We start from the raw sequence: 12,335 nt of genomic DNA on the forward strand, positions 1-12,335 counted from the left end.
CATGGGCATGTTCGATTTCCTCAAGCCGAAGAAAGAAACCGCCTCCATCGCCAAGGATCGACTGCGGATCATCGTCGCGCAGGAGCGCACCACCCGTGGCGCGCCCGATTACCTGCCGATGCTGCAGCGCGAGCTGCTGGAAGTGATCAAGAAGTACGTCAATGTCGATGCCGAAGCGGTCAACGTGAAGCTGATCAAGGAAGGCGAGCACGACGTGCTGGACATCTCGGTGTCGCTGCAGGAAGGCAGCGCCTGACCGCGGGGGCGGAGCCCCGCTCCGCCCTTGCACCGTTCGACCATGGACGTCGTCGCAGACAGCGTCGAAGCCGAGGTGATGCGCGTCGACGCGCTGCCCTTTGCCGCGGCGGCGACCCTGCTGTCCCGTTACGGCCTGATGCTGCATCGCGTCGATGATGGCGCGTCCATCCCCGGCAGTTACTGGGGGGAACCCGAAGCTGGCGTCATCGCGCACAACGTCTATGTGCGCGGCGACACGCCCGTGCACTCGATGCTGCACGAAGCCTGCCACCTGATCGTGCTGCCACCGGAACGGCGTGCGCAGGTACACACCGACGCCACCGACTCGGTGATCGAAGAAGACGCCACCTGCTGCCTGCAGATCATCCTGGCCGACGACCTGCCGGGCGTGGGCCGTGGACGACTGATGACCGACATGGATGCGTGGGGGTACACGTATCGGCTTGGGTCGACGCAGGCGTGGTTCGAGCAGGACGCCGAGGACGCGCGTACCTTCCTCAGGGAACGTGGCCTGCCCCACTGCTGAGGCCGCTCCGCTGCCGGAGGTCGCGCTGTCGCACTTGCACCCCCTGCCCCGCTCTCACTACCCTTCCGGTTCCTGCGCCCGCGCACCCTGAAGGACGTCCCGTGAAGCACCGCCACCTCCTGCTCGCCCTCGCCGTCGGCGCGAGTGTCGCCACGCTCGCCGCCTGCAAGAAGGACGAGCCTGCCGTCGATACGGCCGCTGCACCAGCCGCACCGAAGGGCGAGACCGCCGACCAGTTCATCGCGCGCGTCAACTACGAATTCAAGAAGATGTATCCGGAGCTGACCGCCGCGCAGTGGCTGTCGAGCACCTACATCAACGACGACAGCCAGCTGCTGGCGGCCAAGGGCAACGAGCGCTACCTGACCCAGCTCAACAGCTGGATCGAACAGGCGAAGAAGTTCGAAGGCCAGCAGATGTCGCCTGAAACGGCGCGCGCCATCCAGCTGCTGAAGCTGGCCACCGCGATGCCGGCACCGAAGGATCCCGCCAAGCTCGCCGAGCTGACCCAGATCGCCACCAGGATGGAAGGCACCTACGGTGCGGGCAGCTATTGCACCGGCGAAGGCGATGCGAAGAAGTGCCGCCAGCTCGGCGAACTGGAAGACGTGCTGCGCAGCAGCCGCGACTACGATGCGCAACTCGATGCGTGGCAGGGCTGGCACACCATCGCCCAGCCGATGCGCAAGGACTACACGCGCTTCGTCGAACTGGTGAACGAAGGCTCGAAGGAAATGGGCTTCGCCGACGCCGGCGAAATGTGGCGCAGCGGCTACGACATGACCCCCGCCGAGATCGCCGCCGAGACCGACCGCCTGTGGGGCCAGGTCAAGCCGCTGTACGAGCAGCTGCACTGCTACACGCGCACCAAACTGCAGACCACCTACGGCGTGGAGAAGGGCCAGGTCAATGGCCTGCTGCCGGCGCACCTGATGGGCAACATGTGGCAGCAGGACTGGGGCAACCTGTGGGACGTGCTGGAGCCGTACAAGGGCGCCGGCGACCTCAACATCACCGCCGCACTGGAGAAGCAGTACCAGGCGGACTACCAGGCCGCGCTGGCGAAGGCCGGCCCCGGCCCGAACACCGATACGCTGTTCAAGGCCGAACGCGACGCGCAGCTGCAGGTCGCCCGGCAGATGACCGAGCGCGCGCAGGACTTCTATACCAGCCTCGGCATGCCCAAGCTGCCCGAGAGCTACTGGTCGAAGACGCAGTTCATCAAGCCGATGGACCGCGACGTGGTCTGCCACGCCAGCGCATGGGACATGAACATGACCGGCGATGTGCGCACCAAGATGTGCATCAAGCCAAACGAGGAAGATTTCACCACCATCTACCACGAGCTGGGCCACGTCTATTACTACCTGGCCTACAACAAGCTGCCGCCGCTGTTCCAGACCGGTGCGCACGACGGCTTCCACGAGGCGATCGGCGACACGATGGTGCTGGCGATGACTCCGGACTACCTGAAGTCGATCGGCATGATCGATGCCACGACGCAAAGCAACGAAGCGCTGATCAACAACCAGATGCGCATGGCGCTGGCCAAGGTCTCGTTCATGCCGTTCGGCCTGATGATCGACCGCTGGCGCTGGGGCGTGTTCGACGGCAGCATCAAGCCGGCCGACTACAACAAGGCGTGGTGGGAACTGAAGGCGAAGTACCAGGGCGTGGCGCCGGCCACCGCGCGCGGCGAGGACTTCTTCGATCCGGGCGCGAAGTACCACGTGCCGGGCAACACGCCGTATACGCGCTACTTCCTCTCGCACGTGCTGCAGTTCCAGTTCTACAAGGGCCTGTGCGATGCGGCCGGCTACAAGGGCCCGCTGTACAACTGCAGCTTCTACGGCAACAAGGCGGCGGGCCAGAAGTTCTGGGCGATGCTCGAGAAGGGCGCCAGCCAGCCGTGGCAAGGCACGCTGAAGGAACTGACCGGCACCGAGAAGATGGATGCCGGCGCGGTGCTGGAGTACTTCGCCCCGCTGCAGGACTGGCTGAAGCAGCAGAACGAGGGCCAGACCTGCGGCTGGCAGACGCCAGCGCCCGCGGCCGCCGCCGCAGCGCCCACGAAGTCGTAAGCGAACGCGATGGGCGGGTCGATGACGGCCCGCCCTTCCCCGGCACCAGACCCTGGAAAGGACGTCCTACCCATGACACATCCCATGACCTTCCGCCTGCTGGCGAGCCTGCTGCTCGCCGTGCCGTTGGCCGCGAGCGCCGCCGTCACCCAGGTGGCGGGTGAGGCCAGTCGCACCCCGGTCCAGACCGCGCCCGGCTGGAAGCTGGCGCAGTTCCCCGCACGCACCGCCACCCACGTCGGCTACCGCGAGATGGCGCTGGACCGGCTGGTGAAACTGCAGCAGTACAACGCCTCCGCCCGACCCAAGGCCATGCAGATCGGCATCGGTCGCCAGCTCGCGGGCGAAGGCATCGGCAGGACGACACCGGCCTTGCGCTGGGTACCGCTGGCATCCGGCGGCGCCGTCGCCCGCCTGCAGGTCAGTTCACCGGATGCGCTGGGATTGCGCGTGGGCCTGCAGGTGGCTGGACTGCATCCGCATGTCGAACTGAGATTCGGCGGCTCGGACGCGCCCACGCGTGTCGTTGCCGCGATCACCGCGGCCGAGGCCCGCCTGGCCGCCGACGCCCAGGGCATCTACTGGAGCCCCGCGACCGACGGCATCAGCCAGGTCATCGAGGTCTATCGCCCGGCGCACGTCACGGCGGCGCAGGCGCGGCTGCAGGCGCCGCAGGTGTCGCACCTGCTGGCCAACAGCGAAAACAACTTCAAGATCGTCGAGAAGATCGGCGAATCCGCGAGCTGCAACATCGATGCGGTGTGCCGCGTCGACAGCCTGGGACCCGCCTACGTGCAAGCGAAGAATGCCGTGGCGCACATGGTCTTCAATGTCTACACCACCGCCGGCGGCATCTACGGCACCTACATCTGCACCGGCACCCTGCTCAACGACACCACGCCAGGCACGCAGGTGCCGTGGTTCTACTCGGCGGACCACTGCTTCGCCGGTGGCAGCGACGGCGTACCGGTGCAGGACCGCGCCAAGGTCGCGCTCAGCCTCAACACCTACTGGGGTTACGAGAACTCGGTCTGCGGCACCAACAATGGCGTGCGCGCCAATCCGCTGACCGGCGGCGCGGACGTCATGTTCCACGACGCCAACGTCGACGCCCTGCTGCTGCGTCTTCGCAACGCTCCGCCGGCGTCGGCGACGTTCGCCGGCTGGGATGCCAGTCCGCTGGCCGCCAATGCCAGCGTGATCGCCCTGCACCATCCGTCCGGCGATGCCAAGAAGTACTCGCGTGGCCAGCATCTCACCGACGTCTATCCGGAGAACTTCACCGTCGGCTGGCAGGAGGGCACCACGGAGGGCGGCAGCAGCGGCTCCGGCCTGTTCACCCTGTATCGCGACAACAGTTACCGCCTGCGCGGCGGCCTGTACGGTGGAAGCGCGAGTTGCGCCAATGCCGGCAACCTCTCCAACCCGGGTAACCGCGACCACTACTCCCGTCTCGACCTGGTGTTCCCGCAGATCAAGCAGTGGCTCGCCGCCGATCCGGTCCGCGAGCACGGCACGCAGCCCCTGGTGCGTTCCGCCGGCGCGGTCGCACAGGGCCAGGGCGCACGGACCTCGCCCGCCACGGCTGCACCGGTACCTGCCGCCGTAACCGATCCGGCCGTACGCCAACGTCAGTCGCAGGCGGTGCCGTTGCGGGCCGGCACGCTCGAGCGCTGAGCCGGGCACGCACGCGAAGAGACAAGGCCGGCACCCGCCGGCCTTTTTTCTGCGTACGCACCCGCTTCATCGTGCGCACACGGAACGCAGCGAACCTGCGCACGACACCCTGCGGACCTGCCCATGCCGACGATCTTCACTCACGCGCTCATCCCGCTGGCGGCGGGCGTCGCGCTCGGCAGCAGACGAATCCCGCCCCGTCTGGTCGGCGCCGGCATGCTGGCCGCGATGCTGCCGGACGCGGATGTCCTGGCGTTCAAGCTGGGCATCGACTACGCGCATGCCTTCGGCCATCGGGGCGCCAGCCATTCCCTGGTGTTCGCGCTGGCCTGCGGTGCGCTCGCCGGCGCCGGTGCACGCGGGCTCCGGACATCGGCGATGACGGCGTTCCTGTTCATCGCGCTGTCGGCCGCGTCGCATCCGCTGCTGGATATGCTGACCGACGGCGGCCTGGGCGTCGCGCTGCTGTGGCCCTGGTCCGACGCCCGCCACTTCGCGCCGTGGCGGGTGATCGAGGTGTCGCCGTTCGCGAACCGCTTCTTCAGCGCGCGCGGCGTGGCCGTGCTGCTGTCGGAGTTCCGCTGGGTGTGGTTGCCGGTGTTGGCGCTCGCTGGCGCCACCGCCTGGTTGCGCCGTCAGCGCGTTCTTCCGTAGGAGCGACGTCGGTCGCGACCGTGCCGCCTGAGGACTCGATCACCAGGAAGACCAGCACGGGAGCCGCCGTCATGTCCCCTGCTGGCGCGCCAAGGGCATGTCGCGACTGACGTCGCTGCTACGGAAGGAATCCGCCGCTCAGTTCACGTCAGGCGCAGGATCCGGCTTGCGGTCCTTCATCTGTGCGGCCAGTTGTTCCTCGAACTGCTCAAGCGTCAGCCCTTGCGTGGCGGCCTCGATCACCGCGGTATCGCGCAGTTCGTCCGAATACACCAGCCGCACCGCATTGCCCTGCGCCTCGTGCAACGCGGCGGCCTGCTTGATCATTGCCAGCACTTCGGCGGCGCTGTCGGAGCTGCCGGCGATGCGGCCATCCATGCCCAGCACCCACACGCCCGCCTGGCGCACCACGCCCGCCAGCAGTTCGCCCTGGGGATTGCGCAGCTCGGCATGCGGCTCGATAGCGGGCGCATTCGCGCGCGCCTGGTTGTGCGCCTTGATCGCCTTGCGTTTCTTCGCTTCGCGGCGGGCCTTGGACTGGATCGACATGGGAGTTCTCGCGGACGGTCAGAGTTGATCGGTGGGTTCGAGCGCGGCGGCGTTCTTCGGGCATGCCAGCCGCCGACGATGGGCCTGCGCCTCCCATTGCCACATCAGCCAGCCCAGCAGCGTGAATCCCGCCATGCCGAGCGCCAGGTGCAGGCCATGATGGCTCAATAGCGGCGACAGCACACCGGCGACCACGGCATTGACGATCAGATTGCTGAACGCCTGCAGCGACGACGCCGCGCCACGCTGCCGCGGGTACATGTCGAGGATGGCCAGGGTCAGGATCGGGAACACCAGGGCCACGCCCAACGCCGCCAGCATCATCGGCAGCACCGCCCACGGCACCCGGATGTCGTCGCCGGCCCAGGCGTTGTAGCCCACGTTCGCCACCATGGCCAACGCCATGCAGGCGTAGCCGATCTTCACCAGCCGCGTGCCTTCGATGCGCCCGGCGGCGCGCCCGGACAGGAACGCGCCCAACACCATGCCGCCGATCGTGGGCAGGAACAGCCAGGCGAACTGCTGCTCGTCCAGGTGCAGCAGGTCCATCACGAACGCCGGTGCCGATGCGATGTACAGGAACAGGCCGGCGAAGCTCAGCGAACCGGCCAGCGCCAGCCGCAGGAAGCGCGGATTCCGCGCGATGCCCACGTAGTCGCGCAGCAGATGGCGCGGCGAGACCCGGTGGCGCACTTCCGGCGGATGCGTCTCCGGCAGCCAGCCGACCACCGCGACGATCAGCAGCAGCGAGAAGCCGGCCAGGAACCAGAAGATCATCGGCCATGCGCTCCAGCCGAGGATCCAGCCGCCCACGATCGGCGCGATGGCCGGGGCGATGCCGAAGATCATCGACACCTGGCTCATCAGCCGCTGGGCGTCGTCGCCATCGCGCGCATCGCGGATCACCGCACGCCCGACGATGAAGCCGACGCCGGCGGACAGGCCCTGCACGCCACGGAACAGCAGCAGCGTGCCCATGTCGGTGGCCATCGCGCAGCCCACCGACGCCAGCAGGAACACCACCAGCCCGCCCAGGATCACCCGCCGGCGGCCGAACGTGTCCGACAGCGGACCGTGCACCAGGCTCATCAACGCGTAGGTCAGCAGGTAGACGCTGATGGTCTGCTGCATCGCCACCTTGTCGGCACCCAGCTGCGCGGCCATGGCCGGGAACGCCGGAAAGATGGTGTCGATGGAGAACGGGCCGAACATCGCCAGTCCGCCCAGCAGCAGGGCCAGGCGCCGGTTCGAGATCGTGTGGGGGGCACTCATTGCGGGAAAACTCCGGACGGGCGCGGTGCGGCTTCATGAACAGGCCGCGCCGGGCTGCCCATGGTACGCCCAAACCGCCGGCCGGCCGTCCCGCCGGGCTATACTCCGCGGGCAAGACCCGGTGGGAGAAGCCCGTCGCCCGCGACGTGCTGCCGAAGGCGCAAACGCCCGTAATCGCTCAGGCCCGATACCACCACTGCAACGACACTCTGGAGAGACCGGCCGCCCATGCGGCAGCGCCGGCGCCGAAGGGGCACGAAGCGCGCGACCTCCTCGTCGGCGCGCTTCCAAACTCTCAGGCAAAAGGACAGAGGGGCATCCCACGCGCGGTTTCCGCGCGCCGGTCCCCATTGCCCTTCCCGGATGCCTTCCATGTCGAACACCCCCTCCCTGCGCGAGCTCGAGCACCACGGCGCGTTCCTCGAACGCCACATCGGCCCCAACGACGCCGAGATCACGCACATGCTGCGCGTGGTCGGACACGCCTCGCTCGATGCGATGACCGACGCCATCGTGCCGGCCAGCATCAAGTCCGCGCAGCCGCTGGCCCTGCCCGCCCCGATCAACGAAGAAGAAGCGCTGGCGAAGATCCGCGCCGTCGCCGACCGCAACCAGGTCTTCCGCAGCTTCATCGGCCAGGGCTACTACGGCACGCACACGCCGAAGGTCATCCTGCGCAACATTCTCGAGAACCCGGCCTGGTACACGGCCTACACGCCGTACCAGGCGGAAATCTCGCAGGGCCGCATGGAAGCGCTGATCAACTTCCAGACCATGGTCACCGACCTGACCGGCATGGAGATCGCCAGCGCCTCGCTGCTGGACGAAGGCACCGCCGCCGCCGAGGCGATGACGCTGGCCAAGCGCTCGGCCAAGTCGAAGTCGAACACCTTCCTGGTCGCCGGCGACGCCCATCCGCAGACGCTGGAAGTGCTGGCCACCCGCGCCGAGCCGCTGGGCATCACCGTCGAGGTCGTGCGCTCCACCGACGCCTTCCACGAGAAGCTCGCCGCCGGCGACTACTTCGGCGTGCTGGTGCAGTACCCCGCTTCCAGCGGCTGGGTCGCCGACTGGGCGAAGGACGCCGAGGCCATCCACGCGCACAACGCGCTGTTCGTCGTTGCCACCGACCTGCTGGCGCTGACCCTGCTGAAGCCGCCGGGCGAGATGGGCGCCGACATCGTGGTCGGCAACTCGCAGCGCTTCGGCGTGCCGTTCGGCTTCGGCGGACCGCACGCGGCCTTCATGGCCTGCCGCGATGCCTACAAGCGCAGCATGCCCGGCCGCTTGATCGGCGTGTCGGTCGACGCCGAAGGCAAGCCGGCCTATCGCCTGACCCTGCAGACGCGCGAGCAGCACATCCGCCGCGAGAAGGCCACCTCGAACATCTGTACCGCGCAGGTGCTGCTCGCCGTCATGGCCAGCATGTACGCCGTCTACCACGGTCCGGACGGCCTGGCCCGCATCGCCGGCCGCGTCGCCCGCCTGACCGCCATCCTCGCCGACGGTCTGCGCACGCTCGGCTATCCGGCCGTGCACGCCAGCGCGTTCGACACGCTGTGTATCGAGCCCGGCGACGCGCGCGACGCCATCCTGGCCCGCGCCCGCGCCGCCCGCCTCAACCTGCGCGTGCGCGGCAACGGCTCGCTGTGCATCTCGCTGGACGAAACCACCACGCGCGCCGACATCGACGCACTGTGGGGCGTATTCGCCGGTGAAGGCGCCACGCTGCCGTCGGTCGATGCGCTGGATGCCAGCGCACCGTCGCTGATCCCGGACGCCCTGCGCCGCACCAGCGATTTCCTCACCCACCCGGTGTTCAACACCCACCACAGCGAACACGAACTGCTGCGCTACATGCGCGCGCTGTCCGACAAGGACCTGGCGCTGGACCGCACCATGATCCCGCTGGGCAGCTGCACCATGAAGCTCAACGCCACCGCCGAGATGATCCCGGTGACGTGGCCGGAGTTCGGCAACATCCACCCGTTCGCACCGGTCGAACAGTCGCAGGGCTACCTGCAGCTGATCGACGAGCTGGAGGCGATGCTGGTCGAGTGCACCGGCTATGACGCGGTCAGCCTGCAGCCGAACTCCGGCGCGCAGGGCGAGTACGCCGGCCTGCTGGCGATCCGCGCCTACCATCGCGCGCGTGGCGAAGCGCACCGCGACATCTGCCTGATCCCCGAGTCCGCGCACGGCACCAACCCGGCCAGCGCGCAGATGTGCGGCATGACCGTGGTGGTCACCAAGTGCGACGCCAACGGCAACGTCGATGTGGAAGACATCCGCCGCGCCGCCGAGAAGTACAGCGAGCGCCTGGCCGCGATCATGATCACCTACCCGTCCACGCACGGCGTGTTCGAGGAGGACGTGGTCGCCATCTGCGACATCGTCCACCAGCACGGCGGCCAGGTGTACACCGACGGCGCCAACATGAACGCGCTGGTCGGCGTGGCCAAGCCCGGCAAGTGGGGCTCGGACGTCTCGCACCTCAACCTGCACAAGACGTTCTGCATCCCGCATGGCGGCGGCGGTCCCGGCGTGGGCCCGTGCGCGGTGAAGGCGCACCTGGCGCCGTACCTCCCGAAGAAACTCGGCGGCGAAGGCGACGTGGGCATGGTGTCGGCGGCGAGTTTCGGCAGCGCCAGCATCCTGCCGATCAGCTGGATGTACATCACGCTGATGGGCGCGGCCGGCCTGCGCAAGGCCACCCAGGTCGCCCTGCTCAACGCCAACTACATCGCCAAGCGGCTGGAGCCGCACTTCGAGACGCTGTACACCGGCCGCAACGGGCTGGTAGCGCACGAGTGCATCCTCGACCTGCGTCCGATCAAGGACCGCACCGGCATCAGCGCCGAGGACGTCGCCAAGCGCCTGATCGACTTCGGCTTCCATGCGCCCACGTTGAGCTTCCCGGTCGCCGGCACGCTGATGGTCGAGCCGACCGAAAGCGAATCGCAGCACGAGCTGGACCGCTTCATCGACGCGATGATCGAGATCCGCGAAGAGATCCGCGCGGTCGAGGACGGTCGCCTGGACCGCGAGGACAACCCGCTGAAGCACGCGCCGCACACCGCCACGATGGTGATGGCCAGCGAGTGGACGCACGCCTATCCGCGCGAACTGGCGGCGTTCCCGCTGGCCACGCTGAAGCTGCAGAAGTACTGGCCGCCGGTCTCCCGCGTGGACAACGTCTACGGCGACAAGAACGTCATGTGCGCCTGCATCCCGGTGGATGCGTACAAGGACGAAGTGGAAGCGTAAGCACCCGCTTCTCCCCGCTGGTCCGGCGAGGCCCCGCATGTCGGGGCCTCGCTTTTTTCACGGGCCCGTATCGCGAGATGCCGCCCGCGCCATCGCGCGCGTAAAGAGGTCTTCACGCCACACTGTGATATCACGTCAACGGGGCACTTGGCTCCGCAAGCACGCACGGCCGGCATGCAGACGACGGGATCGTGGCCCCGCCCCTTCTGGATTGTTCTCGCCTGTCTGGCGAGCCTGCTGGTCTCCGCTGTCGCCGACGCCTCCACCCTGGTCCGGGGCTACACCCCGCGCTACAGCGTCACTGCGCGTGGCGATCTGCTGCTCATCGGCAACACACTGATGACCTGCCCTGCCACCGCAGCGAACTGCACGGCTGCCCAGGGCGGCGGCAGTTTCAACAACAACAGTTTCTCGATGGACTGGGTGAACGCCGACAACGTCACCACCGCGCCTCAGAATTCCTCGACCGCCACCCTCAACATCCCGGCCGGCAGCACGGTGGTGTTCGCCGGCCTGTACTGGGGTGCCGACACCAGCGGCAGTGGCGCCGCCGCCGCGCCGACGCCCGCCAGTCGCAACGTGGTGCGCTTCGCCACGCCGGCGTCCGGCTATGCCAACACCACGGCGACCACGGTGGACGTGAGCGGCACCCGCTTCTCCGCGATGGCCGACGTGACCTCGCGCGTCCAGGCCGGCGGCTCCGGCGTCTACAAGGTCGCCGGCATCCAGGCCGGCCGCGGCACCGACCGCTACGCCGGCTGGTCGCTGGTGGTGGTGGTGACGAATCCCACCCTGCCGCCCCGCAACATGGTGGTGTTCGACGGCTACGCCACGATCAACAGCAGCGCGCCTACCGCCATCACCACCTCTGTCGCCGGCTTCCGCACGCCACCGACCGGCACCGTCGCATCGCGGGTCGGGTTCATCGCCTACGAAGGCGACCTCGACAGTACCGGCGACAGTTTCCAGGTCAACGGCACCAACCTCAGCAACGGCCTCAACCCCACCAGCAACGCCTTCAACTCGACGATCAGCAGCGGCGGCACCCACTTCACCTCGAAGAGCCCGCACTACCTCAACCAGCTCGGCTTCGATGCCGACCTGTTCGACACCACCCTGTTGCCCAACAACGCGACCTCCGCCACGCTGACGTTCACCACCGGCGGCGAAACCTATTTCCCTGCCGCCATCCTGTTCTCGACCCTGGTGTTCGAGCCGGTGATCGACTCCAACTTCAGGAAGTCGGTGACCGACCTCAATGGCGGCACCGTGGGCACGGGCGACATCCTCGAGTACACCCTCGCCTACGGGAACACCGGCAACGATGGTGCGTTGCAGGTGGTGGTGACGGATGCGATCCCTCCCAACACCACCTACGTGCCCGGCTCGCTGCAGATCGTCGCCGGCCCCAACGCGGGCGCCAAGAGCGATGCCATCGGCGACGATCAGGCCAACTTCGACAGTGCCAACAACCGCGTCGTGTTCCGCCTGGGCACGGGCGCGAACGGCCTGGTCGGCGGCACGCTGTCGCCGGGCACCAGCGGCAGCGTGCGCTTCCGTGTGCAGGTCAATGCCACGGCGCCGCAGAACACCACCATCCCCAACACTGCGGAAACCGCCTACGTGTCGGCCTCGCTCAACGAGGCGAAGACGGCCACCTCCAATACGGTATCGGTCACGGTGTCCAACCAGGCGGATGTGTCCATCACCAAGACCACCAGTGCGGCACAGGTCGTCGCCGGCGAACCGATGGAATTCACCCTGACCATCGACAACGCCGGCCCTGCTGCCGCCAACGGCACGGTGCTGCGCGACCCCGCGGTGGCGAATCTGGAATGCCTGGCCGCGCCGGCGCCTGGCAGCGCCACCTGCGAGGGCACCGGAGGCGCGCTGTGCCCCGGCGGCGTGGCCAGCGGACCGGTGTCGGTGGCGGCGCTGCAATCCGCGGGCGGCGTCGCACTCCCCGCGCTGCCTGCTGGCGGCCGCATCGTGGTCGAGCTGACCTGCATTCCCGCAAGTCCCTGATCGACACCCGGGCCACGGTCCGCGCC

General features: G+C 68.1%; 9 protein-coding genes and 1 riboswitch. Of the genes, 7 read left to right on the forward strand and 2 right to left on the reverse strand.

Annotated features, from left to right (window positions below):
- Nucleotide 1 precedes the first annotated feature (1 nt).
- From minE to IB230_RS10330, 5 genes are all read left to right on the forward strand, one after another.
- Nucleotides 2-256, forward strand: a complete 255-nt coding sequence (gene minE / locus IB230_RS10310; protein ID WP_055941742.1) for a cell division topological specificity factor MinE — start codon at nt 2-4, stop codon at nt 254-256.
- A gap of 78 nt (nt 257-334) precedes the next feature.
- Nucleotides 335-784 carry a hypothetical protein gene (locus IB230_RS10315; RefSeq protein ID WP_225589556.1) on the forward strand — a complete coding sequence of 150 codons (450 nt, stop codon included), beginning with the start codon at nt 335-337 and terminating at the stop codon, nt 782-784.
- A 101-nt stretch (nt 785-885) separates the two neighbouring features.
- On the forward strand, nt 886-2,865 hold the full coding sequence (locus tag IB230_RS10320) for a M2 family metallopeptidase (protein WP_192271866.1): 1,980 nt from the start codon (nt 886-888) through the stop codon (nt 2,863-2,865).
- Between the two features lie 72 nt (nt 2,866-2,937).
- Complete coding sequence (locus IB230_RS10325; protein WP_192271868.1) at nt 2,938-4,542, forward strand: hypothetical protein; 1,605 nt, start codon at nt 2,938-2,940, stop codon at nt 4,540-4,542.
- Between the two features lie 123 nt (nt 4,543-4,665).
- The gene (locus IB230_RS10330) at nt 4,666-5,196 is read left to right on the forward strand and encodes a metal-dependent hydrolase (protein ID WP_192271870.1); all 531 of its coding nucleotides are present in this window, start codon (nt 4,666-4,668) and stop codon (nt 5,194-5,196) included.
- Nucleotides 5,197-5,334: 138 nt separating this feature from the next.
- Here the strand turns inward: IB230_RS10330 and IB230_RS10335 are convergent, their stop codons facing one another.
- Together IB230_RS10335 and IB230_RS10340 are read right to left on the reverse strand one after the other, a co-directional pair.
- Nucleotides 5,335-5,745 carry a hypothetical protein gene (locus IB230_RS10335; protein WP_192271872.1) on the reverse strand — a complete coding sequence of 137 codons (411 nt, stop codon included), beginning with the start codon at nt 5,743-5,745 and terminating at the stop codon, nt 5,335-5,337.
- An 18-nt stretch (nt 5,746-5,763) separates the two neighbouring features.
- On the reverse strand, nt 5,764-7,017 hold the full coding sequence (locus IB230_RS10340; RefSeq protein WP_192271874.1) for a multidrug effflux MFS transporter: 1,254 nt from the start codon (nt 7,015-7,017) through the stop codon (nt 5,764-5,766).
- 199 nt (nt 7,018-7,216) lie between these two features.
- Nucleotides 7,217-7,338, forward strand: a riboswitch (glycine riboswitch).
- Between the two features lie 42 nt (nt 7,339-7,380).
- Here IB230_RS10340 and gcvP point away from each other — a divergent pair.
- Together gcvP and IB230_RS10350 are read left to right on the forward strand one after the other, a co-directional pair.
- Nucleotides 7,381-10,284 carry an aminomethyl-transferring glycine dehydrogenase gene (gene gcvP / locus IB230_RS10345; RefSeq protein ID WP_192271876.1) on the forward strand — a complete coding sequence of 968 codons (2,904 nt, stop codon included), beginning with the start codon at nt 7,381-7,383 and terminating at the stop codon, nt 10,282-10,284.
- 174 nt (nt 10,285-10,458) lie between these two features.
- Complete coding sequence (locus IB230_RS10350) at nt 10,459-12,309, forward strand: DUF11 domain-containing protein (RefSeq protein WP_192271878.1); 1,851 nt, start codon at nt 10,459-10,461, stop codon at nt 12,307-12,309.
- Nucleotides 12,310-12,335: the final 26 nt, after the last annotated feature.

The organism is Pseudoxanthomonas sp. PXM01 (assembly GCF_014851815.1).
Taxonomy (GTDB): Bacteria; Pseudomonadota; Gammaproteobacteria; order Xanthomonadales; family Xanthomonadaceae; genus Pseudoxanthomonas_A.